The sequence below is a fragment of the Streptomyces sp. NPDC051310 genome (genome assembly GCF_044455245.1).
Lineage (GTDB): Bacteria > Actinomycetota > Actinomycetes > Streptomycetales > Streptomycetaceae > Streptomyces.
Window position 1 is genome coordinate 66,942 of the sequence record NZ_JBITEO010000014.1, and the last position, 25,012, is coordinate 91,953.

Genomic DNA, 25,012 nt, shown 5'->3' on the forward strand with positions numbered 1-25,012 from the left:
CATCGACGGGGGCGGCGGACCGTCGGCGGCGTCACGGGGCCGGACCTCCCGCGGGGCGCGGCCGTTACGCCGTGGGTGTCAGGACTCCCTGCAGCAGCGCGCCGTAGTGGGCCACCAGAGCGGTGCGGTCCGTACGGAGCAAGGTCTCGTCCCGAGCCACCCACAGCGCGTACAACAGGCCCGCGGCCAGGGCGGCCGCCAGGCGTGCGCGGATGTCGGCGTCGGGTCCGGTCAGGCGGCTGCGCAGCGGCTCGATGAGGACCTTCTCGTGGGTGTCCCGCAAGCGCTCCTGTATCTGTGCTTCGTTGCTGCCCTGCACCAGCGCGAGGAAGATGCCGCGGGCGGCACCGTCGAGATCGACGAGGAGTTCGACGAGCCGTTCCCCCAGGTGCTCCAGGGGGACGTCGAACAGCGGCTCGTCGTCGATCGTCAGGTGCATCGTCTCCAGGAAGAGCAGTTCCTTGCTCTTGAAGTGACGGATCACCAGAGCGGGGTCGGTGCCGGCCGCCGCCGCGATCCTGCGGACCGTCGTCCTGGCGTACCCGTGCTCCCGGAACAGCCGGGCAGCGGCCGAGCGGATGGCCTCGCGCGTCGGTGAAGCGTGTCCAGGCTGCGGCATGCGGGCAAGGATAGGGGCCGCGCGCTGCGGCGTCGTGGTCGCGGAGATCAGTACACAACGGCGACGTCCGTCCGGGACGGCGCGGCGCCGGCACGTCCATGAGGGGGCAGCTGTGAAGGGTCGGCCATGAAGGGTCGGCCAAGAGGGATCGGCCATGAAGGGTCAGCCATGCATGGTCACCACTTCAGGAAGTTGCGTCAACAATGTTGACGCGGTCCCGACGGCGCCCGCACATTACCTATCGGTAGAACCGATCGGTAATCCCCTTCCGCGTCCCAACGGTCAGCGGCGTGCGCGCCGTCGCCCGCCCACGATCGTCGGCACCCTCCTGTTCGAGCCGCTCCACCGGAGGTGCCGTTACGGGTCAAGCCGCCCCGCTCCGCTCCCGAAAGAGAGAGCACATGCCGAAGCCCGCCCGATCTGTCATGGTCGCGTCAGCCATCGCCGGCGCGCTGGCACTCGGTCCCGCCGGATCCCCCGCCGCGCACGCCACACCGGCCCCCCTCGACTACGTCGCCCTCGGCGACAGCTACAGCGCCGGCTCGGGCGTCCTCCCCGTGGACCCCACCAACCTGCTGTGCCTGCGCTCCACGGCGAACTACCCCCACGTCATCGCCTCCCGGACGAACGCCCGCCTCAAGGACGTGACCTGCGGCGCTGCCCAGACCAAGCACTTCGCCGAAGCCCAGTACCCGGGCGTCGCACCGCAGGCGGACGCCCTCACCGCGGACACCGACCTGGTGACGCTCACGATCGGGGGCAACGACGACAACACCTTCATCAACGCCATCATGGCCTGCGGCTCCGCGGGCATCCTCAGTGGCGGGAAGGGCAGTCCCTGCAAGGACCGGAACGGCACTTCCTTCGATGACAGGATCGAGGCGAACACCTACCCGGCGCTCAAGAACGCACTGCGCAGTCTCCGCGCCAAGGCGCCCGACGCCCGGATCGCGGTGCTGGGCTACCCCTGGATCACCCCGGCCACCGCCGAGCCCTCCTGCTTCGCCAAACTGCCGATCGCCTCCGGTGACGTGCCGTACGTACGTGGCATTCAGGCACACCTCAACGCGGTCGTCCAGCGCGCCGCCGAGGAAACCGGCGCGACCTACGTGGACTTCTCCGAGGTGTCCGAAGGCCACGACGCCTGCAAACCCGCCGGCACCCGGTGGATCGAGCCGCTCCTGTTCGGGCACAGCGTCGTCCCCGTCCACCCCAACGCCCTCGGGGAGCGGCGCATGGCCGAGCGGACCCTGACCGTGCTCGGACTCGGCTGACCCGGTCCGGGACCCGGTCCGGTGACCCGAGTCCGGGTCCAAGTCCGGATTCTTGACGGAGTCCGAGTCCGAGTCCGAGTCCGAGTCCGAGTCCGAGTCCGAGTCCGGGTCCGGGTCCGGGTCCGATCCGAACCGCGTACAGCAGAGGCCGGGAGACCGGCGCCTCCATGCCCTCGGTCGCACACGGCCCCCAGCCGCACAACAGCCTCCGGGCGCCCGCGGCTGAGGGCCTGCCCGCCTCCCGTCGACACCGGCGCCGGCGCCGGCGGGCTCAGGACACCCGGGTGGCGGCCGGCTCGGGAGCACGCTCCCTGCCGTCGGCGCGCACCACCGTGCACCGGCCGTCCTCGCAGGAACGCTGCAGACGCCCTCTCGAAACGGTCTGCACCAGCCCGATCGTCCAGCACATCGGGCACCCGCGCAGCGCCAGCACGCCGACCGGCAGCAGCAGGAGCGCCACCGGCCCGGCCACCGGGAGGAGCGCGAAGGAGCCGATCAGTCCGCCGAAACCGACCGCGCCACGGACCAGGTGCCGCGCCAGGGACGAACTCGCGAAGTCGGGTCCCTCAGCAGGCGTTTGCATCGGCATCCCCTCCGAAGGCCGAGCCCGGTGCGGCTTGCACGGCGAGCCGCACAGCACGGCGCGCCCGGTGCAGACGCGACTTCATGGCGGGCGTACTGAGGCCCAGCGCTTCGGCGACCATCCGGCCGCTGTGACCCTGGATGTCCCGCATGACCAGCACACGCCGCTGATCGGCGGGCAGAGCGGCGACGGCCGCCGCCACCCTGCCCGCGTCCAGGCGCTCCAGAGCCTCGTCCTCGGCGGACCGCACGGCCCCGTCGGGCGGCGGAGCGTCGTTCCGCAGCACCGTGCGTGCGCGCCGCAGGCATTCGTTGCGGACGATCCGGAACATCCACGACGCGAGAGCGCCGGAGGCCCGCAGCATCCCGATCTTGCGGTACAGGATGATCAACGCCTCCTGCGCCGCGTCCTCGGCGTCCTCCGGCGTGGCGCAGAGCGACCGGGCGAACCGCCGCACGTTCGGGTACGACCCCGACACGAGCGCGCCGATCGCGTCGACGTCACCGCGCTGCGCGGCGGTGACCAGCCGCTCGCCGGGCCATGTCGGGTCAGCCACGTGCCCGGCCCCGCGCGCGCAGTACGACGAAGCCACAGGTGCAGAGCAGCGCCACTCCGACGGCGACAGCGATTCCCACGATCACGACAACCTCCGATTTCCGGTCCCGGCGTGCGCCGGTACGCGTATAAGAGGCGGGGGCGGCCCGGAAGGATTCAGCGTGAGCCGTGTCCGCAACCGGAGCGCCGCGAGCCGGCAGAAGCAGCGCGGTCGCGGACCGCCGCGCGCCGCCGCCGGCCGCCCGGCCCGGGCCCACTGCTGCGACGCCGCAGCGGCCCGGAGCCGGGCACGCTTCATGCGGTCGCGGACGACGGCCCCTCCCGACCGACCTTGTCGAGCAGCAGTTGTGCGGCCACCGTCGCACCGTCCGTGCGGATCGTGCCGGCCACGGAGGCCGCCCGGGCGCTGGTTTCGGGGGTCAGAGCCGTCCTGAGCGCGGCCGACAGGGACTCGAAGGTCGGAGCCGGCCCTTCGTGCGCCGCGCCGATGCCCAGCTCGGCCACCCGGCCGGCCCAGTACGGCTGGTCCACGAACTGCGGGACCACCACCTGGGGCGCACCGGCCAGCGCGGCCGTCGTCGTCGTGCCGGCGCCGCCGTGGTGCACGACGGCGGCCACGCGGCGGAACAGCGCCTGGTGGTTGACGTCGCCGACCACGTGGCAGTCGTCCGCATCGCCGGCCAGCCCCAGAGCGGCCCAGCCGCGGGAGACCAGTACACGACGGCCCTGCGCACGGACCGCCTCGACGGACACCGTGGCCACGTCCGTCGCCGCGCGCATCGGCATGCTGCCGAAGCCCACGTACACCGGTGGTGTCCCGGCGTCCAGGAACGCCACCAGGTCCTCCGGCAGCGGGCGTTCGTCCGGCAGGATCCACGCACCGGTCTGCACGAGGTCGAGGTCCGTCAGCTCACGCCACGGGCCGAGGACCGGGTCCGCGGCCAGCCACGGCCGGTCGGCGAAGACGTGGTCGCGGACGTTGTCCACCGGCGGCAGACCGATCGACGCCCGGTGGGTGTTGAGCGGGGCGAGGTACAGCGCGTTCACCTTCCGGGCGTCGAGGTCCCACAGCGCCCGGTTGCCGGTCGTGCCGGACGGGGCCGGCGGGCCCGGCCGCGGCGACGGCGGGTAGTGCGTCGACGGCATCTCGAACGGATGGAAGCAGGCGTACACGTAAGGGATGTTCAGCTTCTCGGCCACCGACCGGGCACCGGCCGGCATCAGGCCGCTCGCCATCAGCACGTCACATCCCTCGGCCGCCGCGGCGACCGTACCGAAATGCGTTCCGACCAACTCGGCGGCGAACCCGGCCACGTCCGACGGTGGCGTCCCGGTCACCAGCGCGCGCACTGCCGGGCCGAACGGCACCACCTCCGCGCCGACACCGCCCAGCAGCGCCGCGAACTCCTCGTCCGGGGGTGCGCACACCCGTACCTCCGCGCCGAGTTCGCGCAGCCGCAGTGCGAGTGCCGCCAGCGGTGCGATGTCGCCGCGGGACCCGTAACTCATCAACAACACGCGCATTCTTCGTGGCTCTCATTTCCGTGGATTCCGAACACCGGCCGGCCGCTGATCCCAACGGCCGGCTGCGACAGGGCCGGCGAGGGCAGCGGCCCCCGCTCCGCTCACCCGGTCAGACCGCAGCGACGCAGGCGTCGGTCTGCGCACAGACTGCTCGCTCCTCGGGACGCCGCGTACGGATCGGAGGGTCGGGGACGTCGAGCGGGTGCTCTCGTGTGCGCCGGGAGGAGCGGCCCGGCCTCGTGTTCCGGGTGAGGTGGGCGATTCTGCGGCATACCCGGGGCCTTGCCGCAAGCCCCCCTGTGCGCTATATCTTGATCATGGAAAGGGTGGGTTCTCCTCTTTCCCGCTCCGGTCCGCCGATGACGGACGAGCTCGCGCGAAGCCCCGCGGGCCCCGACCTCCCTGCTGCGCGCGTTACTTGGCGGTCCAGTAGCCCAGGTGGTTCCCGCCGGCGTTCGCCGCTCGCCGCAGCGCGTCCGGGGATCCGAGCATGCCGTGCGGCAGGTAGGCGGACCGGACGCCCAGCGTCCACTCGTGCACCTGGACACCGAGGGCCGCCGCTGCGAGGGCACCGAGCGGAAGCAGGGTCCTGGGCGCGGGATCGGCTCCCACACTCTCCCGGTGCCGGTCGAGCCGGGCCACGAGAGCTTCCTCGAAGGCGCGCTGGTCGTCGTCGAGCAGTACGCGAAGGAGCCGCTGATCCGGGGACAGACCGCCGGCGGCGTCCAACTGCCGGGCCGCCTCGGCGCGCTCGGCGGCGTCCGGCTTGCGCAGGGTCACGGTGGGCCAGTCCCGGGGAAGGTGTCCGCCGGCCTCGGTCAGGTAGTGGCACAGTGCGTCCATCGCGGCCAGCTCCGCCGGGTCCGACGCCGAGTCCAGCTTCGCATAGGGCACGCCGTCGCGGATCGCGGGCGCGTAGTCGCCGCGCAGCAGCAGCCCGACGACCCGCTGCCAGTCCCACACCAGCCCACTGACGAGACACAACGCGAACGTCTCGGCCCACGTTGCGGCGGTGGGGGCGAACTCCGCGTCGCCGAAGGCGATGTCATCGGTGCTGAGGTTCTCCTCGACGAGCGGGAGGATGATCTCCTGGTCGCCGTCGGGGAAGCAGCCGATGCTCAGCACGCCCAGGGAACACTCCGCCGCGGTGCGCAGCGCCGCGCGCGCCGACGCGTCGAGCGCGGGGTCCTCCACCGCACGGGCGGCGACGTGGTCGAGGAGCTCGTCACGCATCTCCTGCAACTTCCCCTGGGACGGGGCGTCGCAGCGCATCCCGTACCAGCGCTTCCACGTCCTCGCGGTGATGCCCTCGCGTGCCTGAGCCACGTGCTGGCTGCTGATTTCGTGGTGCGGAACGTCCTGCACGGCTGCCGTCCTTTCATGATCTTCCCGGCCGGATGCGGACGCTATCAGCGGGCTCGGACAACGCCCGGACCCGGCCACGGCCCGGCCGCCCGGCACGGACGCGGGGGCGGGTGCCGTAAGTTCTGGCTCATGCGTGTGGTTGCGGTTCTCGCCCTTGACGGTGTGTCGGCCTTCGACCTGACCATCCCCTGCCAGGTCTTCGCGTTCGCGACCCGGCCGGACGGCAGCCCGGCGTACGAGGTGCGCGTGTGCGCCGACGGCACGGTCACCACGGCGGCGGGGCCGGCCCACCTGTTCCAGCTATCCTCCCCGTACCGGTGGGAGGACGCCCGTGCCGCGGACGTGATCATCGTCCCCGGCGTCCCGGCCGACCGGACACCGCCCCCGGACCTCGTCGGACTGCTCCGGCAGGCGGCGGCCGGAGGAACGCGGATCGCCTCCATCTGCACCGGGGCCTTCGTACTCGGCCACGCCGGGCTGCTCGACGGACGCCGGGCGACGACGCACTGGCGCTTCGCCGACGCGTTGGCCCGTCGCTTCCCCGGCACGCAGGTGGACCCGGCGGTGCTGTTCGTCGACGACGGGCAGGTCCTCACCTCCGCGGGGATCGCCGCAGGACTCGACCTGTGCCTGCACATGGTCCGCCGCGACCACGGTGCGACGGTGGCCGGCCAGGTCGCCCGCTCGATGGTCATGGCCCCCCAGCGGACCGGCGGACAGGCGCAGTTCATCGAGTACCGCGTTCCCGAGGACAGTGCCGCCGCGCTGGGCCCCACGATGCAGTGGATGCGCGACAAGCTGGGCGAGCCGCTGACGATCGCCGACATCGCCGCGCACGCGACGATGAGCAAGCGCAGTCTCGCCCGGCACTTCCGCGCGCAGACCGGTACGACGCCCCAGCGCTGGCTCCTCGCCCTGCGCGTGCAGCGCGCACGGGAACTGCTGGAGAGCACCGACTTACCCCTGCGGCGGGTGGCGGAGACCACGGGCTTCGGGTCGCTGGAGACCCTGCGCCACCACTTCACCCGCCAGGTGGGCACCACACCCTCCGCGTACCGGGCGGCCTTCCGCGTGTGACCCGGGGCTGTGCCCCAGCCCGCCGGGCCGGGGCCCGGGACCCCTTGCGGCGGGTCTGGCCGTATCTTGCGCTCCATGGGCAGTCGCGCCGGTGTTGCCGGGCGACCGGCGCCGGAAGACTGAACGGGTCCTCGCGCCCCCGGCATCTTCGCAGCACGCACCCGGGGACGCGGTCCCAGCGTCTTCCGGAGGACCCCCATGCCCTTCCCGCACAGGCGGAACCTGCTTCGAGGCGGCGTCGCCGCGGCGGTCGGCGCCGGCCTCGCCGGTGCGCCCGCCCAGGCCGCGCCCACCACCCCCGCCGCTCCGCGCCGCGAACCCCTGCGGGTGCACACCGTGCTGTACGACGGCGTGGAGGAGCAGGATTTCGCGGGCCACATCGAGGTCTTCGGCATCGCGGGGAAGGAACGGATCGAGCAGACCTTCGTGTCCGTCGACGGACCGCGCACGGTGACGACGTCCGCGGGCATGGAGGTCGTCTGCCGGGCCGCCTGGTCGCCCCGGTCGGCCGATGTGATCCTCGTGCCCGGGGCCGGCTACGGCGACGGTTCGGGCCTCCAGCGGGAGGTGCGGCGCGGAGTCCTGCCGCGAGCCCTCGCGGCCGCCCGCAGACGCGGCCTGGTCCTGGGGGCGGTCTGCAGCGGCACCATGCTGCTCTCCGCCGCGGGGATCACGGCCGGACGCCCCTGCACCACGCACCACATCGCCAAGGAGGACCTCGCGGCGCAAGGAGGCCGCGTGGTCAGCGGCCGGGTCGTCGACGACGGCGACCTGGTGACCTGCGGCGGCGTCACGTCGGGCATCGACCTCGGCATCTGGCTGCTCGAAAGGTTCTACGGCCCGCAGACGGCGCTGTTCGCCGAGGAGGTCCTCGAGTACGAACGCCGCGGGACCGTGTGGCGCTCCTAGGCCCTGTCCGCCAACCGCAATCCACCACCACGACCGGGTCCGTCCGCCCCGGCCCGTACGAGAACGAGGAGCGAAGACATGCACCGCCGAACCCTCCTGCGCGGCACCACCGCGCTCGGTGCCGCCGGCCTGACGGCGAGCGCGACGCCCGCCCACGCCACCGCGGCAGCCGCGGCATCCGCGGTCCCCGGCCGGGCGGGCGGACCGCTGCGCGTGCACGTCGTCATGTTCGAGGGTGTGGAGGAGCTCGACCACGTCGCGCCGTACGAGGTGTTCTCCGCGGCGGACCACTTCGCCGACCGCGGGGTCGAGGTCCGCTACGTCATGATGGGCAACGCCCGCACCGTCCGCGGGGCGTACGGCAGCAGGATCCACGTCGACCACCGCTGGGCACCCGACGAGGCGGACGTCCTCGTCGTCCCCGGCGGCGGCTACACCCGGCGCGAGGACCCGGGGGTGTGGGCCGAGATCCGGCGCGGAACGCTGCCCCGGGCGCTGGCGGCTGCGGCACGCCCGGGGCTCACCATCAGCGCGCTGTGCACGGGAGTGATGCTGCTCTCCGCCGCCGGACTGACCAAGGGGCGGCCCTGCACCACCCATCACCGGGTCCGCGCCGACCTCGAACGGCAGGGCGGCGTGCTGAAGGACGCCCGTGTCGTCGACGACGGCGACCTCGTCACGGCCGGCGGGGTCACCTCCGGCCTGGACCTCGCCCTGTGGCTGGTCCGCCGTGAGCTCGGCACGGACGCAGCGATCGGCCTGGAGGGGATGCTCGAATACGAAGCACGCGGCACGGTGTGGCAGGCGGCCCCGGACCGCCGCTGAAACCGGTGACGGACAGCCGGGGCCCGTCACCGGACGGTCCCCGGCCGTCCGGCCGAACGCGTCGGTCAGACGCGGTCGGCCGCGATCAGGACGTACTGGAAGGAGCCGTCCTTGTAGGAGTTGATGAACGCCTCCTCGATGCCGGTGACCAGCGAAGAGGTGGCCCGCAGCTCCCAGTAGGGCAGCGTCGCGGCCGTGAGGTCGACGACGGCCTGCGGGACGAGGCGGTTGTCGGCCATGGCACGCAGGTACTCCCTGCGGGAGTGGATGTTGCACTCGAAGTGCGCGTTGATCTGCGAGACCCACTTCGACGGCTGGCCGTAGCGCGGGTTCCAGCAGCCGGTGATGGTCACGTAGCGGCCGCCGACCCTCAGGACGCGGGAGTGCTCGGCGAAGAGGTCGTGGAGGTCGACGTACATGCTCGACTCGTTGTTCCACGAGGCCGCGGCCTGCCCGGTCTCGAAGGGCATGGCGAGCATGTTGCACACGCGGGCGCGGACGTGGTCCTCGATGCCGAGTTCCCGGGCGCGTTGGTTCGCGAAGTCCGCCTGCTTGGCCGACAGGGTGACACCCTCGACCTTGCATCCGAAGCGCTGGTGGGCCATCACCATGGAACCGCCCCGGCCGCAGCCCGCGTCCACGAGCATGTCGTCCTGCCCGATGGAGCCGAGGTGGTCCAGGAGGACGGCGGCCTGCGCCGACTCCAGGCGGTGGAGCTCGGCGATCAGCTTCTTCTCGTACTCGCTGTCGGCGGCGTCCCCCAGGGCGGCATGGTCGACCTCGCCGATGCCGTAGTGGTGGTGGTAGAGCCCGTCGACGTCGCCGAGACGCAGGTTCACCGGCCTGGCCTCCTGGTCCCAGTAGCGGGCGATGTCCCCCTGGTACGGGGATGCCGGGCCGGGGACGAACGCGGAGGTGCCGTCGACGGTGGTGAGTTCGGTGCTGGTCACAGAGAAGTCCTTCTTACCAGAAATCGGGCAGGCTGTATCGGTAGGTGTTGGTCTGGTGCCAGTAGTGGTTGCCGTCGACCCACGCGGCCACCCCGCGCAGGAAGCGCAGCACGCTCGGGGCGGGGCACGTGGCGGCCAGGGCGGCGGCTTCGGCCTCGAAACCGTGCATGAGGTCGTTGTGGACCTCGACGGCCTTGAGGTAGGCGTCCCGTTCGGAGAGGTCCTCCCGCTCGGCGATCACCACGGGCAGGTTCAGGTGCCGGCCGGGGCTCGCGAGTTCCTTGGTGTACGAGTACAGGTCGTTGACGATGGTGGTCGCGTTCCCGGCGAGCGCGATGACCCGCTGCATCGCGGGCTGGGCGTGCAGGTCCGCAGGGAGTTCGTATCCGCCGACGGTGTCGGTGATGGTGGGACAGGGGCGGAAGTTGTTGAACTGGCGCATCGCCAGGTACTCCCACACCTCGGGAACGTGATCCGTCTCGGCCCATGCGGCCTCGGCGAGGTACCCCAGGTGGAGCCGGGCCATGTCGTGCCGGAACCGGTCCGCCTGGGACGGGGTGGCGTGCCGGAGGAAGTACTCCATGGCGGAGCGGTAGGCGCGCCGGGGGGCGTCGGCGTGGAGCGAATCCGCCCACCCCGGCTCGTACTCCTTCGTCGTGTGCACCGGGTCGAGGGCCGTGTGCGCCAGCAGGAGCCGGCTGCCGAGACCGACGGGTGAGCCGCCGTGGTCCTCGCAGTAGCAGTCGTCCACGGCGTTCTCCGCCACCATCAGCCGCGTGGCGAGCATCACGTGCTCGACGGTGGGCGCGTCCGGGTGGCAGGCGACCATGTAGCGGCCGACGGAGAAGCCGTCGAACTGGTCCTCCCACTCCGGGGGGACCGCCTGGACCTCGTCCACCGCCCATTCCCTGATCCTGCGGCTGACCTCCGCCACGCGTGCCGCATCGGGCTCCGGCACCGGGTGGTGGTAGAGGCCGGGGACCGGTGTGCCCTCCGCCGGTGCCCCGGGCGCCGCGGACCGCGCCTCCCGCCGGAACAGGTGCAGACCCGCCGTGCCCAGACCGCTGGGGCCGCGCAGGATCCGCTCCAGGACGGCGTTCGGTTGCCCCGCCGTGGCAGGGCCCTTGCGCACCGGCTCGGCGATCAGGTCGCCTCCCGGGCCGTCGCTCGGGCCGGCGCCGGACACGGGCACGTCCGCAGGAGCCTCCGCGGGCGCGGCCGCCGCGGCGGGCACGGGCACGGAGGGCGGCCCCGGCAGGGGAGGCAGGGCGGACCGGGCCTCGACGGAGGCCTCGACGGTGAGGGTGAGGGCCTGGCCCAGCACGTGCTCCCCGAAACGGGAGACGGCGTCGGGCAGACTCGACTGCAGAGGGGAAGGCCCAGGATCGGGCATCCGTGGCTCCTTGGTGAGGGGGGTGGGCTGTCCCGGGTCCCGGGCGTGCTCGCCCTGCCGGGAGGGTCCGGGCCGTCGTGGCCGCCGGACGGATCCTCTAGTCGCGCCTGCGGGCGATCTGCACGTTCTCCAGCACACCGAGGGCGTCGGGCACCAGAATCGCGGCGGAGTAGTAGGTGGTGACGAGGTACGACATGATCGCCTGCTCGGTGATCCCCATGAAGCGCACCGACAGGCCCGGTTCGTACTCCTCCGGCAGCCCGGTCTGGCGCAGACCGATGACGCCCTGGTTGTCCTCGCCGGTGCGCAGGGCGAGGATCGAGCTGGTGTTGTTCTCGCTGATGGGGATCTTGTCGCACGGCAGGACCGGGACCCCGCGCCACGCCGGGACGGGTTGCCCGTCGACGTCGACGGGGTGGGGGTGGATGCCGCGGGCGTTCCACTCGCGACCGATGGCCGCGATCGTCCTGGGGTGGGCGAGGAAGAACCTGGTGCCGCGCCGGCGGCAGAGCAGCTCGTCGAGGTCGTCCGGGGTCGGCGGGCCCGAGTGGGGCTGGATCCGCTGCTTGAAGGCGGCGTTGTGGAGCAGGCCGAATTCCCGGTTGTTGATCAGCTCGTCCTCCTGGCGCTCGCGCAGCGCCTCGATGGTGAGCCGAAGCTGTTGCTCGGTCTGGTTCATCGGCCCGTTGAAGAGGTCGGCGACCCTCGTGTGGACCCGCAGGACGGTCTGCGCGACGGACAGTTCGTACTCGCGCGGGTTGAGCTCGTAGTCGACGAAGGCACCGGGCAGCTCGGCCTCGCCGGCATGACCGGCCGACATCGCGATCTCGGCCTCACCGTGCTTGTTCTGACGCTGCCGGGGCAGCGCGCCGAACCGCTGGATGTGGGCCCGGAGGTCCGGCGATGCGGACTGCACGGCGGCGAAGTCGGCGCGGGACAGGGTGAGCAGGGTGCCGGCCGTCTCGGCGGTGGCGGTGCAGTCCCACCTGGCGTCGGCGTCCAGAAGAGCGTCCTCGCCGAACCGGTCGCCGTCGGCGAGTACGGCGACGACGATCTCGTCGCCGTACTCGCCCACAGAGGTCCGGGTGACCCGGCCGTGGGCGATCAGGTGGATCTGCTCGGCAGGGGTGCCGCGCTCGACCAGCACCTCACCGGCGCGGAAGTCGCGCTGGACGCACCGGCCGGCGATCGCCGTCAGCACCTCCACGTCGTCGAACCCGCGGAGCAGGGCCAGTTCGCCCAGCTCGCGGGGGATCACACGGACGGCCGCACCGTCCTGGACGAACTCGATGCGCCCGTCCCCGACGGTGTAGCTCAGCCGGCGGTTGACCCGGTACGTACCGCCCTTGGTCTCCACCCAGGGAAGCATCCGCAGCAGCCAGCGGGAGGTGATCTCCTGCATCTGCGGCGCGGACTTGGTCGTGGTGGCCAGGTTGCGGGCAGCCGCGGTGCTCAGACTGGACTGCCGGGGCGGCTGCGCCAGTTGTGCTTCCGGGCCGGTGTCGACGGTCATCGGGCGAGCTCTCCTTCGCAAGGAGCGGTGATCGGCGTACGCGCGTGCCAACCGGATGAAAGAGAAAGAAAACGAATAAAAGGGCGTAGAGAGGATAGAAAGGAGTAATTTCGGGGAACCAATCCAGATCCTCCGGAACAGTAACGGCCGGAACGCCTCGATCACCCCGCGGGACCGCGGGATTACCCCGATGAAGTGATCTTGCTTGCCGCCTGGTTTATCCGGGCGGCCGACGGCAACCGGACCGTTCCGGCGAGCAGGGCGGTGCGGCCCGGAGCTTCTGTGCGAGGACGAACGGACATGGCCGTCGGGGCCGCTTCACCCGGTATCCGCGGGGCGCCGGCGGCCACTCGGACGTCCGTCCGAGCCCCCGCAGGCGCGGTCATCGGGCATACACCACGGCCGGCGGTGTCGTCGGTGCCGCGGTGACCAACTACCTCTCCATGCACCAGGAGCGTCGACAGCAGCGTGCAGCGGTCATGCAGCAACTTCTCCGGCTCGCGGCGGTGCGTGACAGCGTATGCGCCATCGTGCCGAGCCGGGAGGAGAGCCCGTCGCGGTACACGGCCGGAGCGCGACTGAGTGCCACGGCGCGGCTCGGTGTCACGGCGGTTCTGGATGACGGGCGTGACGCCGAGCACGCGCAGCGGGAAGCGATCTCGGATCTCGTGGTGGCCGCGCTCTCGGCCGGCATACCCCGCAGAGTCCTGGACTTCGCCGGAGGCGGTGAGGAACAGGCCCTGCAATGCGAGGTCGTCAGACGGGTCGACGCCCGTCTTGGCGGTGTCCTGGGGGAGCCGCTCGAAGAACTGATGGCACAGTGCGAGGACTACCGGCAGGCGACAGCCCAACAGCTGCTCCGGGCGCTGTGGCACCCATGGCGGACGCGGTTCCTGCTGCGCGTGCGCCTTCGTGCGCTCCGTCAGGACGCCGACGCGCTCCACCGGAGACACCGGGCGGTGATGTCCGTCCTGTCCCGGCCGGCTCGGTCGCCTGCCGCAGCAAGGTCCACAACGCCTCACCAGCCCGGGACCCGAGGCATAGGCAGTGACGCACAGCCTCCCCGCAGACTGGTGCAGACGCTCCGGTCTGCGGGAGACGCGGCGGGGAACGTGGGTCCTACTCGCCGCTGTCGGCGGTGTTGTGCAGGCTTTGCCCCCGATGCTTGCGCGAGCGGCGCAGCAGCTCGCCCGCCGTGAGCGTCACGGCCGCCACGACGCGTACCCAGCGGGGCCCGCCGCGTTCCGCCCACACCACACATACGCAACCGCCGACGACCAGCGCCAGGGCACCGGCCAGTACCGGAACAACCACGTTTCCACCCCTGCCTTCGTACGGTCGAGATGATCTTCTCAGCCTGGGGGAGGAGTGCCCACTCCGGCGGGCGGAGCTGGGCCTCGGACCGTTTCCGGCGAAGGTGCCCTGTGGGCGACGCGCGAGGGTCAGTGCACCGGCCCTGCAGTGCACCGGCCCTGCAGCGCACCGGCCCTGCAGCGCACCGGTGCGGTGGCGCGGGGGGCTCGGCCGCTTCCGAGGGTCACCGGCTGCGGGCGGGTGACCCGTCAGGAGGCGGGCGCGGCAGGGGGAGGCGGCGGAGGGGGTGGCGGGTAGGACGGCGGCGGCGGGACGCGCGGCCGCGCCGGTCCCGGCGCGGGGAGCGGCGGAGGTGGCGGGGGCTCCGACGGGGGGCGGCTGGGCCGGCGCGGCTGGAGCTGTGCCGACGCAGGGGGCGGCGGGGGCGGCGGCGGAGGCACAGGCGGCTCCGTCGCCGGCAGCAGCGGTCCGCCCGCGCGCAGCCGGGCGATCGACAGCTCGGCGCGGCGGCGTGCCAGCGGGGTGTCGTCGCGGTCGTAGACCAGCCGGACGCCGACGGGGTAGAGGCGATGGGCGGCGGTCAGCCGGTAGCCGAGCGCGTGAGCGATCTCCTCGATCCGGCGCTGCCCCGCGTACGGGAGGTTGCCGGGCAGCAGCTCGACGCGGCTGCGCCCGTCGAAGCGCCTGCGTATCTCCTCGTCCTTCAACCCGGCTCCCCCCTCGGCGAAGACCGCCCATGACCTGCCGCTCCGCGCGTCGATCGTCGCACATGCCCGGTCGGTCGCGAACAGGGCCCGATCGGCGTTGCCTTCGCCGCTTGCGGGCCGTCGCGTACCGAGGCGTCATGGTGTGTCCGGCGTCCGGCGTACGTTGCTTGCTGCTGCCACCCGGTTTTCGCCGGCCATTGCAGTACCGCTTCCAGCCGCCGGAGACACGTGCTGAGCGGGATGTGGCGAGTTCACGCAACACGCTTCAGCGAGCCCCGGCCGCCTCCGATGGTCACTGTGTGTTCCCAAAACCGGTGTGAGTGAGGTCTGATGCGTACAGTCAGTGACATTCCGCACGTCAGTAGCAGCTTTCAGCCCGACCTTCAGCCCCGCGTCTCCCGTGGGCCGGAACGGCCCACGAAGTCCTCGGGCCAGACGCACGCCGACGCCCGGGGCGAAGCCGGCAGGACCATACTGCCGACGCGCGTGCAGAAGGGGCATGTCCAGGGCGCCGCGGCGACCAGTACGTGCACGGTCCTGTACGACCCCCAAGGTGTGATCGAGTCCGGGATCCCGCTCGACCGCGCCCCGTTCGAAGCGCTCGCGACCGCCGTGCTCACCAGCGCGGACTCGGGGCTTCCGGCCGGTGACTGCCAGCAGATCGCACTCGCGCTGACCGGCCACGCCCGGGCGGTCGTCACCGACCTCCACCACCGCGCCCGGCTCCTGCCCGCGGACGACCCCCGGCGCACGCCGGCCGAGGCGGTCCTCGACGCGGCGGAGCGGCATCTGTCCGCGCCGCTGCAGGGCACCGCACACTGCGTCCGTGGCCGCGCCGGACTGGTCCGCGCCCTCTACGAGCAGCTCGACCGCCTGAAGGGGACCTCTCCCGGCTCCGTCACACCGGAATCCGCACCCCCTCCCGCACCTGAGACCGGAGCGGACACCGGGCCGGAGGCGCCGGTCGGTCAGCCGGCACGGGATTGATGGAAGCTGGTGACGTTGAGCTTGATGCCTTCGGTGGTCCTGAGAGTGGTGCGGTGTTCGCCCGTGATGGTCTGGCCGGGCTTGACGTCGGTGGCGGGCTGCGACTTCCCGGCGACGCGGACGCCCTTGGCGTCGACCGCTTCCCACTTCCAGCTGTAGGTGGCCGTGTGGTCGCTGTTGTTCTTGATCGTCCACACGACCCGGATGTCGGTGGTGCCCCCGGCTGAGCGGTCTTCGAGCTCGAACCGCACCAGGTCCCCGTGTTTCTGCTCGCCCCCGGTCTCCGGTGTCGCGCTCTGCGTCTGCCGTGTGGTGGTCTCGCCGGACGGGGCAGGGGTGGTGCTCGGGTCGGCTGCGCACGCGGAACCGAAGACGAGACCGGCTCCCACGGCCACCGCAGCGATCACCGGTCGCCTTCGGCGCTGGTGCTGGCTCATGACAGGCTCCTCCTCACCTCCATAGTGCGCCGGTTCCTCCTCCCGCACCTCGCCCGCCGCCCCCGACACCCCCTAGGATCCCGGGATGCCGGACATGGAATCGCTGATCCCGTCGGCCGGGCGCGCCGACACCGACGCCCTGCGCGCGCTGGACCCCGACGAGCTCGCGCGGTACGTGGCCGATCCGTCCCACCCCTGGTGGCGGCGGCTGCCCTGCGCGCAGGCGCTCGCCGGACGCGTGCCGGAGGCGTGGGCCGGCGCGCTGCTCGACCGGGTCCGCGACGCCGGGGACACGGGGGAGGTCCGCAGGGCGTTGCTGGACGTCGTCGGCGACCGCCCGGAACTGCTGCCCTGGCTCCGCCACGAGGAACGCCGCCGGGAGACGTCGTACGGCATGCGGGAGGTGTTGGTCAGGACGCGGGGCCTGATCGGCGACCTCACCGTGGCCGGGGAAGCGGCGACGCTCGCGGCCGACCCGTTTCGGCACAGCCAGGAGGCCGGCGAGACGGCGCTGGACGGGCTGGCCGAGCGCCATGGAGCCGAAGCCGTCATGGCCCGGCTCGGGGAGGACCGGCCCGAGGACCGCCTCTTCCGTCTGCGGATGCGGTTCCGGGCCGGCGAGGACGTGACGTACGCGCTCGCGGACCCCGACCGGGTGGTTGCCCACCGCGCCCACACGCTGGCCCACGACGCCGGCCGCCTCCGGTCGTACCTCACGGAGGCACCCACGACCGAGGCGAAGCTCTGGGCCGTCCGTGCACTCCACGAGCTCACCGAGGACCTGGACGAGACCCGCGCGCTGTACGAGGAACTGGGACGCCCCCGCGTCGAGGTACCCGGCCTGGACGAGGAGCTGCGCACCGCGATCGTCCACGAGTACGTTCCCCGGAGCCAGCCGCTGACCGACCCCCGCTGGCGCGTCGAGGCCCTGTGCACCGCACCACCCGCACGCCACGACGTCGAGGGCTGGCTGCGCCGCGCAACGGAGGCGCTCACTGACGCGGGCCTCGCTCCGAAGCCTCCCGTGCACTGCGGAGCCGAATACCAGCAGGGCGACGGGACGTACCACATCATCGAGTTCGACGGCGGCGACAGCGAGGTCTGGATCAGTACCCTCGGCCGCTTCGCGATCGCCCGCGAGGGCGGCACCGCGGCCCGTCCGGTGCTGGAGGCGGCGGGCCTGCGCTGGATCGACGAGGAGACCGAGGCCATCGAGGTCGCCGGCCTGTACGTCTACTACTTCGGCCGGCGTGCGGCGCTCTGCGTCGACACCCTGCTGTTCTACTGGCAGGACTGACGGTGCGACAGACGGGGGGCGGGGCGGGGAGTCACTCCTTCTACGGCCGCCGCCGGCCGCGTCCTCCCGGTCGTCGTGCCGTCATGGCCGGTGTGGTCGTCGCCGCTGACGAGGGCGGCAGGAGGAGGGGGCCGGCCCGTTTGGCGCGGCGCCGGACCAGGGCGGTCTCGATCCGGCCGATGCCCGGCAGCGCGGCCAGCTCGACGGACAGGTAGTCGTACAGCGCGTCGGTGTCACGGCACTGGACCATCGCGAAAACCGATGCGCGGCCCGTGACCACGGCGGCGAAGGCCACCGCGGCATGCCGTGACAGGGCCTGCGCCACCTCGCCCAGCGCGGCCGGGGTCACCTCCAGCCACAGCAGTGCCTCCAGGGGGAAACCGAAGTGGGACGGGTCCACGTCCACCTCGAAGTGCAGCACCCCCGTGGCCCGCAGCCCGGCGACGCGGCGGCGTACCGTCGCGGCCGACCACCCGGTGACGGAAGCGAGCCGGTTCACGTCCGCCCTGCCGTCCCGGGCCAGTTCGCCCGCGAGTCGCGCCTCCGCCTCACCCCAGCCGGACGCCTCGGCGAGCTCGTCCGGGTCGTCCGCCGGCCGGGGCGTGGAGCTGAGGAGAGCCGCCTGCTCGGACGGGTCGAGCGCGCTCGTCCGGCCGGCCCACCCGCCGACGCCGGCGACCGGGCGCAGGACGCAGGCCGCCTCGACGTCCCGTATCCCCGGCGTCCGCAGCAGGTGGTCGAACAGCGGACGACCGCCGTCCGCCGACGCCGCGGCCGGTCCCGGGGCGGGGGTGCGGACCATGCAGGTGAGCCGCGTGCCGTCGGCGAGCGGAGCGATCCACGAGGTGTCGTCCCGTTGCGCGAGGGCGGCGGTCAGCGCGTCGGCGCTGTCCGGCGCGCAGTCGATGCGCACGAACCAGTCGAGCCCGCCGATCCGCCCGCTGTCGACCAGACCGGTCACCCGGACCACCAGGGCCGAGCGCAGCCGGTGGTAGCGGCGCGCGACGGTGCGCTCGGGCGCCCCGAGCACATCGGCGATCCTGCTGAACGAGGCGCGCCCGTCGATCTGGAGGGCGTGGATCAGGCGACGGTCCAGCGCGTCGAGCGTGACCGATTGCGTCATCGAATCCCCTCCTGGTGTCCGATCGGGACCATTCCGGCGCCCGTACGTCGTGCGGGAGAGCCCCGGGCAGGACGCTGGCGGCGATCATCGCAGAAAGGCAGACCATGTTGACCGTCCTTCCCATCAGGTACGTGGCCGACGTCGAGGCGTCCCGGGACTTCTACGCCGGGCTGGGGCTCGCCGTCCGGCCGGAGCCGGGCGCGGCCGTCTGGGTCCGGCTGACCGCCGCGGCCGGCGCCGTGGGTGTCCATGCCGCCACCGTCTCGCAGGGGCGTCCCCCCGGCGCCACCGAACTGGGCTTCACGACGGACGAGCCGCTGGAGGCGGTCGCCCGGCGCCTCGAAAGCAACGGCTATCCGTACGAGCTCGTCGAGGAGAACTTCGGGACCAGCATCCGGGTCACCGATCCGGACGGGGTCGTCGTGCAGATCCAGCGCATCGACCCGGACACCGTCCGCAGGTCGGCCGCGGCCGTGGGCGGCGAAGCCGGCTGACCGGAGGCCGGGCCAGCGCCCGGCCGCCTCACCGGCCCGCCGTCCCGCAGTGCTTCGCCTCGACATCGTCACGGCTCGAAAGGCCTGTCCATGGAACCCCTCGTCACCCTCGTCGCCGTCACCGGTCTGTTGCTGCTGGCCGGGGCACTCGGGGCCGTACGGCTCCGCCGGCCGTCCGTCGCCCTGCGCGGCGGGCTCGCGGCCATGTTCACGCTCACCGGGGGCGCGCACTTCATCGGCATGCGCGAGGACGTCGTCGCGATGGTGCCGCCGGCCCTGCCGGCCCCCGGGCTGCTGGTCACACTGACCGGCCTCGCCGAACTCGGCTGCGCCCTCGGGTTGCTGTGGCCGCGGACCGCCCGGCTCTCGGCCGGGGTGCTCACCGGGATGCTGGTCGTGATGTTCCCCGCCAACGTGTACGCCGCCGCGGGCGACGTGCCCTGGTGGGACCGGCTCGGGCCCCGGACGGTCATGCAGTGCGTCTTCCTCGCGGCCACCGTGACCGTACTGCTGGCCCGCAATGAACGGGTGGTGACCAGGACCTCTCCGGCACCCTAGGGCTGAGCTCTCCGAGTGTGCCGAGCTCGGTGGCCTCGTCAGGTGCGTCGAGTGTGCTGAGTGAGCCCGGTGTGCCGGGGTTGATCGGTTTTTCCCGTTCGCTCGGGTTCACTCGGTTCGCGGCCACGCGGTACGGGACGGCCGCTCGCCCCCTGCCGGGTGCGCGCATGCCGTCCCGTACCGCTGTCATCCTTGCGCCCACCCGGCCCTGGAGCACGGTCCCGCATGCCACCGGAAAACGAAATGCCCCGGGCCGGGGCCGTCGGTTACGGTGGGCGCATGGGCAGTTTCCCCTACTTCCTCTGATTCCCGGGATCGGGAACACGCCGGTCCCCGGCCGCACGCCGGCCCACCGGTGCAGGTCCGACTGATCGGTCGGCCGCGCACCGGGCCGCACCCCGTCCTGCCGCGCGGTGTCACCTCCTCTCCCTCGGGCCCGTCTCGCGGCGACCGAACGGTGGTGCCGTGCCGCCCGCGTTGTGCAGGGGTGTCCGCGTGTTCCCACGACATGTCCCGTGCCCACTGCTGCCGGCGCCCGACCGGGCCGGCCGCTTCCATGTCATGTCAGGGGAAGAACCATGCGCCACCGCGCCCACCAGCCCACGTCCGCCCCGGCCGGCACCGTGACGGCTGGTCCGGTCCGCCCGGCGGACGCCCCGCGACCGACCGGCTCGGACACGACCCAGCTCGCGGTCCGTGACCTCTCCAAGGACTTCGGGCCCCGCCGTGTCCTCGACCGGGTCTCGTTCACCGTCCGCCCCGGAGAGCGGGTCGCGGTCGTCGGGGAGAACGGATCGGGCAAGTCCACCCTGCTCCGCCTCCTCGTCGGCCTCGAGACGCCCGACGAGGGGGAGATCACGCTGCGCGCCCCCGGCGGCGTCGCGCACCTGGCCCAGACCTCCGGCCTGCCGCCCACTGCGACCGTGCGCGACGCCATCGACGCGTACCTCGCCGGCCTGCGGGCCCTGGAGCGCGCGCTGCGCCGTGCCGAGGAGGACCTCGCCGGTGCGTCGGCCGACGAACTCGCCCGTTACGGCGAGCTCTTGGAGGCCTTCGCCGAACGAGGCGGGTACGAGGCGGACGCCCGCGTCGCCGCCGCCCTCGACGGGCTCGGGATCGGCGGGATCGACCGTACGCGGGCCCTGGGGACCCTGTCCGGCGGCGAGCGCTCCCGGCTGGCCCTCGCCGGCACGCTGTGCGCGGGCGCCGAACTCCTCCTCCTGGACGAGCCGACGAACCACCTCGACACCGACGCCGTCGCATGGTTGCGCCGGCGGCTCGCGACCCACCGGGGGACGGTCGTCGTCGTCACCCACGACCGCGCGTTCCTGCGGGACTTCGCCACGACGATCCTCGAGGTCGACGCGGACACGCGGACCGTGCGCCGCTACGGCGACGGCTGGGACGGCTACCGGGCCGCCCGCGCGGCCGAACGGCGCCGACTGGCCCAGGAGCACCGCGAGTGGCGGGAGGAGATGGCGCGCGCCGAGGCCCTCGTGGACGCGGCCGGTACCCGGCTTGCGAGCACCGGCAAGGACCCCCGGCAGGGTTTCGGCAAGCACCGGCGGTCCTCGGAGGCCAAACTGTCCGGCCGGGTCCGGGCCGCGCGGGCCGGACTGGAACACCTGCGGGCACACCCGGTGCCGCCGCCCCCGGAGCCGCTCCGTTTCACCGCCGCGCTGGGGACGGGCCGGCCGGAGCCGCTCGCGGACGGAGCGCCGGAGCGGGCGGACACGCCGGTGACGAACCGGCCGGGGCCGGAGGCACCCGCGACGGGCCGGGCCGGCACCGACCACGCCGGGACGGCAGCGCCCGGGAGAAAGGCGCCCGCTACGGATGGACCCGTGACGGATACGCGCGTGACGGATGGACCCGTGACGGATACGCGCGTGACGTGTGAAACCGCGCCGGAAGCGGCCGTGACACAAGCACACGTGACGGAAGAGCCCGTGACGGACCACCTCCGGGCGGCTGTACCCGCGACGCCTGTGTCCGTGTCCGACCGGGCCACGCCGGACGCCCCTGCGACGGATCAAGCGGAAGCGGGTCTCCCCGTGGTCGAGGTCGACGGGGCGACGGTCGCGGACCGGCTCCATGTGCCCGCGCTGCGCGTACCGCCCGGTGGCCGCCTGCTGGTCTCCGGACCCAACGGGGCGGGCAAGACCACGCTGTTGCGGCTGCTCGCCGGTGAACGGCGGGCCGATGCCGGTCGTGTCCGGGGCCGGGCCCGGGTCGGTTACCTCCCGCAGGAACCGGCGCCGCTGCCCTGCGGCCCCGGCGCCGTCACCGTGTTGTCCGCGTACGCGGCCGGCCGCCCCGGCCCGCCGGAGGAGTACGCGGACGAACTGCTCGCCATGGGCCTGTTCCGCGCGGAGGACCTGTCGGTCCCGGCCGTGGGCCTGTCGGCCGGACAGCGCCGCCGGATCGAACTGGCCCGGCTGGTGTCCCGCCCCACCGACCTGCTCGTTCTCGACGAGCCGACGAACCACATCTCCCCGGCCCTCACCGACGAGTTCCAGGAGGCGTTGACCCGGTACCCCGGCGCGGTCGTGCTCGTCACCCACGACCGGGTGCTGCGGGAAGCCTTCACGGGCGACCGCCTCCACCTCGTGGCAGGGCGCCCGGCGGCGCCCTGACCGGCGGATCCGGGGCCCAAGCTCAGGAGTTGCTCAAGTCCGGTTGGGCCGCCCACCCCGGTGGGCATCGTCCCCGCACATACCACGCGACACGAACGCGTGACCGAGACCCACGGGGGACACCATGACCGAATTCCTGCTGATCGCGGGCTTCGCCGTGCTCGTGCTTCTGCTCGCCCTGTCGAGCGGCCGTAAGAAGACGAAGCGCAGGCGCGGCCGCGGGGGCGGCGACGGGGGCGGTGCCGGTTGCGGCGGCGGGTTCTCCTGCGGTGGCGGCTCCTCCTGCGGCGGCGGAGGCGGTGGCGGCGACTGAGCCGCCCCTCCCGCGCGCCCGCGCGCCCAGGCACCCCCATCCCGTACCGCGGCGGCCGGGCAATGCCCGGCCGCCGCGCTCCCGCGATCGGCTCAGTGGGCGACGGCGAAGGAGGAGAGGAGCGTCGCAGCGGCCAGGCTGCCCCAGAGGGCGGCCGAGCCGTGGGGTGCGAGGGTGGTGATGACCGCCGGGGAGACGGCGAGGCCGACGCCCGTGGAGAGCTCGAAGCGGGCGAGGGCGCGTCCGAGGACATGGGCGCGGGCGAGGGCGGTGACGAGCGCGGTGGCGCTGCCGGCGTAGATGATCTCGCCGAGCGTGCAGATCACGGACACCGCGGCGACGGCGGGGGCACCCCAGCCGTGTCCCACCGAGGTGGCCGCGAGGAAGCCGAGGTAGGACGTGGTGAGAACCAGTCCGGCGACAGCCAGTACGGCCCGCCGGGAGAAGCGGGACATCAGGACGGTGACCGGAACCTGCAGGGTGACCACCAGCACCGTGTTGGCCACGAAGATGGCCGCCGACCACACCGGGGATGCGTGCAACTGCGTCACCAGGATCAAAGGGAGCGCGATCTCGGGGACGTTGAGGCAGAAGGCGTAGACCACGTTGGCGGCCAGCAGCGCGCGCATCCGCGGGGCGGGACCGCCGGCCTCCGCCTCCGCCTCGGCCTCGGCCTCGTCCTCGGCCGGTGCGGCGGCCGGGCGCGCATGGAGGCGGACCGACCACGCCAGGGCCGCCGCAGCGAGACAGGCGAGCCCGGTGACGGCGGCCAGCGCCTGCAAGGCCGTGGTGCCGCCCGCCAGGCACGCTGTGGCGATGAGCGCGCCCGCGCCCAGGCCGGCGTTGCGCAGGGCGCGGCCTGCCGCGAGGGCGGCGTCGCGTTCCCGGCCGTGGGAGACCGTGGCCACGAGCGCCGCATGGGCGGCCGGCCACGCCTGGTTGCCGATGCCGAGGAAGAGTGCCGCCGCGGCGAACAGCCAGACGTGCCCCGCCGGCGTGGCCAGCAGCACCACGACACCCACCACCCGCACCAGCATCGAGGCCGCCACGACCGTGCTGCGTGCGCCCCGGTCCAGCCATCGGCCCACCGCGGGCATGCACACCAGGCCCGCGACGACGGCGACCGTCATGGCGGTGCCGGTGACCGGCGCGGACAGCCGCAGCACCGTCACGCCGTAGAGCAGCAGGAAGGGCCGCAGCAGGCCGGTGCCGAGCGCGTCCACGGCCAGGGCGACGGCGTAGCGGGGGCCTCCGGAGGCACGGACGAGGGCACGGGACTTGATCTTGAGCGTTGCCATGGCGCTCACGGTGCGTCCGGCGGCCGGGCCGGGCACGTGGGTTGACGGACACCGTCAACCGGCGCCGTACCCGGCGGGGCCGGTCGGTGATGATGAGGGGATGACGCTGAGGATCGACATCAGCGGCCTGCCGCCCGAGCGGCTGCGGTTCGCCGCATCGCCGCTGGCCGAGTTGACCGCGATGCTCCACGTGCTGGCCGAGCCCGGGCATCACCCGCAGTACGCCGACTGGGCCGGGGGCGTGTGGGCCGGCCTGCCGCCGGAGCTGGCCGAGCGGTTGCGGGAGGCGGAGTTCCTGTGGCGTTCCTCGCAGGCCGACTTCCTGATCCCCGCCCGGCCCCGGCCGACCCTGGCCGAGGAGTTGGACGACGTGGACCGGATCGACGACGAAACGTATGCGACCGCCGCGCTGGTCACCACGTGCGGTACCGATCGCGAGCTCGCCGCGTCGTCACCGCTCACCGACGCGGCCGCGCGCGAGCGTGCCCTGGACCTGGCCCGGGCGCGCGGCGGGCGACAAGAGGCCTTCGCGGAACGCCTGCTCGCGGATCCGGCCGTCGTACGGGCACGGGTGCGCCGCACCCTCGAACAGTGTGCCGAGGCCTTCTTCGATGCCGCATGGGCGGACGTCGCCGTACGACTCGCCGGGGACCTGCGCCTGAAGAACGACCTGCTGAAGCGCCAGGGCGCCGGGGCGGCACTCGCCTCGGTCTCCGGTGCGGTCAGCCTGGCACCGGACGGCGACTGCATCGTCGTGGACAAGTTGCAGGACAAGGCGACCGCCGCCCACGGCGCCGGGGTCACCTTCATCCCCAGTGTCTTCAACCGCCCGCACCTGGTGGTGGTCCACGCGCCCGGGTGGCAGCCGGTCGTGCAGTACCCCGTGGCCGAGCCCGGCCCACCGGAGCCGGTGCCGCTGGAGACGGTCACCCTGCGGCTGGAGGCACTCGCACACCCGGTACGGCTGCGGTTGCTGCGCAGCCTGGCCCGCGGCCCGCACACCACCGGTGAACTGGCCCACGTCTGGGAGCTGTCGCCCCCGGAGGTCTCCCGCCACCTCGCCGTCCTGCGTCGCGCCGGCCTGCTGACGGCCCGTCGGCACGGCCGTTACATCCGCTACACCCTCAACCTGACCGATCTGACGGCGCTGGGCACCGACCTCCTGGCGGCCGTACTGCGCTGAGTGCCGTGCCCCCCAAGGGGAGGGCTTCCCACGGCAGTTGCCCGCCCGCTCCCCGCACAGCGGGCGCACAGGGGCGTA

24 protein-coding genes are annotated in these 25,012 nt (G+C 73.1%); 11 read left to right on the forward strand and 13 right to left on the reverse strand.

The features are described from left to right. Positions 1 to 64: 64 nt before the first annotated feature. The gene (locus ACIA79_RS21255; protein WP_399429895.1) at positions 65 to 619 is read right to left on the reverse strand and encodes a TetR family transcriptional regulator; all 555 of its coding nucleotides are present in this window, start codon (positions 617 to 619) and stop codon (positions 65 to 67) included. A gap of 401 nt (positions 620 to 1,020) precedes the next feature. Between ACIA79_RS21255 and ACIA79_RS21260 the strand changes: the two genes are divergently transcribed. After that, complete coding sequence (locus tag ACIA79_RS21260; protein ID WP_399429896.1) at positions 1,021 to 1,893, forward strand: SGNH/GDSL hydrolase family protein; 873 nt, start codon at positions 1,021 to 1,023, stop codon at positions 1,891 to 1,893. 271 nt (positions 1,894 to 2,164) lie between these two features. Here the strand turns inward: ACIA79_RS21260 and ACIA79_RS21265 are convergent, their stop codons facing one another. The 4 genes from ACIA79_RS21265 to ACIA79_RS21280 form a co-directional block, all read right to left on the reverse strand. Then, on the reverse strand, positions 2,165 to 2,476 hold the full coding sequence (locus ACIA79_RS21265) for a hypothetical protein (RefSeq protein WP_399429897.1): 312 nt from the start codon (positions 2,474 to 2,476) through the stop codon (positions 2,165 to 2,167). Continuing rightward, a complete protein-coding gene (locus ACIA79_RS21270; protein WP_399429898.1) occupies positions 2,460 to 3,032 on the reverse strand; it encodes an RNA polymerase sigma factor in 573 nt (190 codons plus the stop codon). The genes ACIA79_RS21265 and ACIA79_RS21270 overlap by 17 nt, the downstream gene beginning before the upstream one ends. A 293-nt stretch (positions 3,033 to 3,325) precedes the next feature. Next, positions 3,326 to 4,555, reverse strand: coding sequence for a glycosyltransferase (locus ACIA79_RS21275; protein ID WP_399429899.1), 1,230 nt, complete (start codon positions 4,553 to 4,555; stop codon positions 3,326 to 3,328). A 414-nt stretch (positions 4,556 to 4,969) separates the two neighbouring features. After that, positions 4,970 to 5,920 carry an immunity 49 family protein gene (locus tag ACIA79_RS21280; RefSeq protein WP_399429900.1) on the reverse strand — a complete coding sequence of 317 codons (951 nt, stop codon included), beginning with the start codon at positions 5,918 to 5,920 and terminating at the stop codon, positions 4,970 to 4,972. Positions 5,921 to 6,049: 129 nt separating this feature from the next. On the opposite strand from ACIA79_RS21280, the gene ACIA79_RS21285 reads away from it, so the two are divergent. The 3 genes from ACIA79_RS21285 (at position 6,050) to ACIA79_RS21295 (ending at position 8,731) form a co-directional block, all read left to right on the forward strand. After that, positions 6,050 to 6,997 (forward strand): GlxA family transcriptional regulator, encoded by a 948-nt coding sequence (locus ACIA79_RS21285; protein WP_399429901.1) that lies wholly within the window; start codon positions 6,050 to 6,052, stop codon positions 6,995 to 6,997. A gap of 198 nt (positions 6,998 to 7,195) precedes the next feature. Next, positions 7,196 to 7,906: a DJ-1/PfpI family protein gene (locus ACIA79_RS21290; protein ID WP_399429902.1), complete on the forward strand. Its 711-nt coding sequence runs from the start codon at positions 7,196 to 7,198 to the stop codon at positions 7,904 to 7,906. Between the two features lie 78 nt (positions 7,907 to 7,984). Beyond that, complete coding sequence (locus tag ACIA79_RS21295; RefSeq protein ID WP_399429903.1) at positions 7,985 to 8,731, forward strand: DJ-1/PfpI family protein; 747 nt, start codon at positions 7,985 to 7,987, stop codon at positions 8,729 to 8,731. Positions 8,732 to 8,796: 65 nt separating this feature from the next. Here the strand turns inward: ACIA79_RS21295 and ACIA79_RS21300 are convergent, their stop codons facing one another. The 5 genes from ACIA79_RS21300 to ACIA79_RS21320 all read right to left on the reverse strand — a co-directional run bounded on the left by ACIA79_RS21300 (position 8,797) and on the right by ACIA79_RS21320 (position 14,608). Next, the gene (locus ACIA79_RS21300) at positions 8,797 to 9,681 is read right to left on the reverse strand and encodes a geranyl diphosphate 2-C-methyltransferase (protein ID WP_399429904.1); all 885 of its coding nucleotides are present in this window, start codon (positions 9,679 to 9,681) and stop codon (positions 8,797 to 8,799) included. A 13-nt stretch (positions 9,682 to 9,694) separates the two neighbouring features. Beyond that, on the reverse strand, positions 9,695 to 11,074 hold the full coding sequence (locus ACIA79_RS21305; RefSeq protein ID WP_399429905.1) for a family 2 encapsulin nanocompartment cargo protein terpene cyclase: 1,380 nt from the start codon (positions 11,072 to 11,074) through the stop codon (positions 9,695 to 9,697). A gap of 97 nt (positions 11,075 to 11,171) precedes the next feature. Continuing rightward, positions 11,172 to 12,587 (reverse strand): family 2B encapsulin nanocompartment shell protein, encoded by a 1,416-nt coding sequence (locus ACIA79_RS21310; protein ID WP_399429906.1) that lies wholly within the window; start codon positions 12,585 to 12,587, stop codon positions 11,172 to 11,174. 1,119 nt (positions 12,588 to 13,706) lie between these two features. Then, the gene (locus tag ACIA79_RS21315; RefSeq protein ID WP_399429907.1) at positions 13,707 to 13,901 is read right to left on the reverse strand and encodes a hypothetical protein; all 195 of its coding nucleotides are present in this window, start codon (positions 13,899 to 13,901) and stop codon (positions 13,707 to 13,709) included. A 248-nt stretch (positions 13,902 to 14,149) separates the two neighbouring features. After that, complete coding sequence (locus ACIA79_RS21320) at positions 14,150 to 14,608, reverse strand: hypothetical protein (protein ID WP_399429908.1); 459 nt, start codon at positions 14,606 to 14,608, stop codon at positions 14,150 to 14,152. A gap of 486 nt (positions 14,609 to 15,094) precedes the next feature. On the opposite strand from ACIA79_RS21320, the gene ACIA79_RS21325 reads away from it, so the two are divergent. Next, entirely contained in the window at positions 15,095 to 15,595 is a 501-nt protein-coding gene (locus tag ACIA79_RS21325) for a restriction endonuclease (RefSeq protein ID WP_399429909.1), read from the forward strand. Here the strand turns inward: ACIA79_RS21325 and ACIA79_RS21330 are convergent. Further along, the gene (locus ACIA79_RS21330; protein ID WP_399429910.1) at positions 15,577 to 16,032 is read right to left on the reverse strand and encodes a hypothetical protein; all 456 of its coding nucleotides are present in this window, start codon (positions 16,030 to 16,032) and stop codon (positions 15,577 to 15,579) included. The two genes, ACIA79_RS21325 and ACIA79_RS21330, sit on opposite strands and share 19 nt — an antisense overlap. A gap of 85 nt (positions 16,033 to 16,117) precedes the next feature. Between ACIA79_RS21330 and ACIA79_RS21335 the strand changes: the two genes are divergently transcribed. Next, positions 16,118 to 17,329, forward strand: coding sequence for a hypothetical protein (locus ACIA79_RS21335; protein ID WP_399429911.1), 1,212 nt, complete (start codon positions 16,118 to 16,120; stop codon positions 17,327 to 17,329). 40 nt (positions 17,330 to 17,369) lie between these two features. On the opposite strand, the gene ACIA79_RS21340 is transcribed toward ACIA79_RS21335, so the two are convergent. Next, entirely contained in the window at positions 17,370 to 18,452 is a 1,083-nt protein-coding gene (locus ACIA79_RS21340; protein ID WP_399429912.1) for an Lrp/AsnC family transcriptional regulator, read from the reverse strand. A 104-nt stretch (positions 18,453 to 18,556) separates the two neighbouring features. Between ACIA79_RS21340 and ACIA79_RS21345 the strand changes: the two genes are divergently transcribed. The 4 genes from ACIA79_RS21345 (at position 18,557) to ACIA79_RS21360 (ending at position 22,453) form a co-directional block, all read left to right on the forward strand. Next, the gene (locus tag ACIA79_RS21345) at positions 18,557 to 18,946 is read left to right on the forward strand and encodes a VOC family protein (RefSeq protein WP_399429913.1); all 390 of its coding nucleotides are present in this window, start codon (positions 18,557 to 18,559) and stop codon (positions 18,944 to 18,946) included. Positions 18,947 to 19,036: 90 nt separating this feature from the next. Beyond that, complete coding sequence (locus ACIA79_RS21350; protein WP_399429914.1) at positions 19,037 to 19,504, forward strand: DoxX family membrane protein; 468 nt, start codon at positions 19,037 to 19,039, stop codon at positions 19,502 to 19,504. A 578-nt stretch (positions 19,505 to 20,082) separates the two neighbouring features. Further along, positions 20,083 to 22,140: an ATP-binding cassette domain-containing protein gene (locus tag ACIA79_RS21355; protein WP_399429915.1), complete on the forward strand. Its 2,058-nt coding sequence runs from the start codon at positions 20,083 to 20,085 to the stop codon at positions 22,138 to 22,140. 124 nt (positions 22,141 to 22,264) lie between these two features. Beyond that, positions 22,265 to 22,453, forward strand: coding sequence for a hypothetical protein (locus ACIA79_RS21360; protein WP_399429916.1), 189 nt, complete (start codon positions 22,265 to 22,267; stop codon positions 22,451 to 22,453). 92 nt (positions 22,454 to 22,545) lie between these two features. Here the strand turns inward: ACIA79_RS21360 and ACIA79_RS21365 are convergent, their stop codons facing one another. Next, on the reverse strand, positions 22,546 to 23,751 hold the full coding sequence (locus ACIA79_RS21365) for an MFS transporter (RefSeq protein WP_399429917.1): 1,206 nt from the start codon (positions 23,749 to 23,751) through the stop codon (positions 22,546 to 22,548). 100 nt (positions 23,752 to 23,851) lie between these two features. Between ACIA79_RS21365 and ACIA79_RS21370 the strand changes: the two genes are divergently transcribed. After that, positions 23,852 to 24,934 (forward strand): DUF5937 family protein, encoded by a 1,083-nt coding sequence (locus ACIA79_RS21370; protein WP_399429918.1) that lies wholly within the window; start codon positions 23,852 to 23,854, stop codon positions 24,932 to 24,934. Positions 24,935 to 25,012 lie beyond the last annotated feature (78 nt).

Excerpts from the sequence above, each read along its gene's own strand:
- ACIA79_RS21255 (WP_399429895.1), bottom strand. The coding sequence starts at position 619 with ATGCCGCAGCCTGGACACGCTTCACCGACGCGCGAGGCCATCCGCTCG.
- ACIA79_RS21260 (WP_399429896.1), top strand. The coding sequence starts at position 1,021 with ATGCCGAAGCCCGCCCGATCTGTCATGGTCGCGTCAGCCATCGCCGGC.
- ACIA79_RS21265 (WP_399429897.1), bottom strand. The coding sequence starts at position 2,476 with ATGCAAACGCCTGCTGAGGGACCCGACTTCGCGAGTTCGTCCCTGGCG.
- ACIA79_RS21275 (WP_399429899.1), bottom strand. The coding sequence starts at position 4,555 with ATGCGCGTGTTGTTGATGAGTTACGGGTCCCGCGGCGACATCGCACCG.
- ACIA79_RS21285 (WP_399429901.1), top strand. The coding sequence starts at position 6,050 with ATGCGTGTGGTTGCGGTTCTCGCCCTTGACGGTGTGTCGGCCTTCGAC.
- ACIA79_RS21290 (WP_399429902.1), top strand. The coding sequence starts at position 7,196 with ATGCCCTTCCCGCACAGGCGGAACCTGCTTCGAGGCGGCGTCGCCGCG.
- ACIA79_RS21295 (WP_399429903.1), top strand. The coding sequence starts at position 7,985 with ATGCACCGCCGAACCCTCCTGCGCGGCACCACCGCGCTCGGTGCCGCC.
- ACIA79_RS21305 (WP_399429905.1), bottom strand. The coding sequence starts at position 11,074 with ATGCCCGATCCTGGGCCTTCCCCTCTGCAGTCGAGTCTGCCCGACGCC.
- ACIA79_RS21310 (WP_399429906.1), bottom strand. The coding sequence starts at position 12,587 with ATGACCGTCGACACCGGCCCGGAAGCACAACTGGCGCAGCCGCCCCGG.
- ACIA79_RS21330 (WP_399429910.1), bottom strand. The coding sequence starts at position 16,032 with ATGAGCCAGCACCAGCGCCGAAGGCGACCGGTGATCGCTGCGGTGGCC.
- ACIA79_RS21335 (WP_399429911.1), top strand. The coding sequence starts at position 16,118 with ATGCCGGACATGGAATCGCTGATCCCGTCGGCCGGGCGCGCCGACACC.
- ACIA79_RS21340 (WP_399429912.1), bottom strand. The coding sequence starts at position 18,452 with ATGACGCAATCGGTCACGCTCGACGCGCTGGACCGTCGCCTGATCCAC.
- ACIA79_RS21345 (WP_399429913.1), top strand. The coding sequence starts at position 18,557 with ATGTTGACCGTCCTTCCCATCAGGTACGTGGCCGACGTCGAGGCGTCC.
- ACIA79_RS21350 (WP_399429914.1), top strand. The coding sequence starts at position 19,037 with ATGGAACCCCTCGTCACCCTCGTCGCCGTCACCGGTCTGTTGCTGCTG.
- ACIA79_RS21355 (WP_399429915.1), top strand. The coding sequence starts at position 20,083 with ATGCGCCACCGCGCCCACCAGCCCACGTCCGCCCCGGCCGGCACCGTG.
- ACIA79_RS21360 (WP_399429916.1), top strand. The coding sequence starts at position 22,265 with ATGACCGAATTCCTGCTGATCGCGGGCTTCGCCGTGCTCGTGCTTCTG.
- ACIA79_RS21365 (WP_399429917.1), bottom strand. The coding sequence starts at position 23,751 with ATGGCAACGCTCAAGATCAAGTCCCGTGCCCTCGTCCGTGCCTCCGGA.
- ACIA79_RS21370 (WP_399429918.1), top strand. The coding sequence starts at position 23,852 with ATGACGCTGAGGATCGACATCAGCGGCCTGCCGCCCGAGCGGCTGCGG.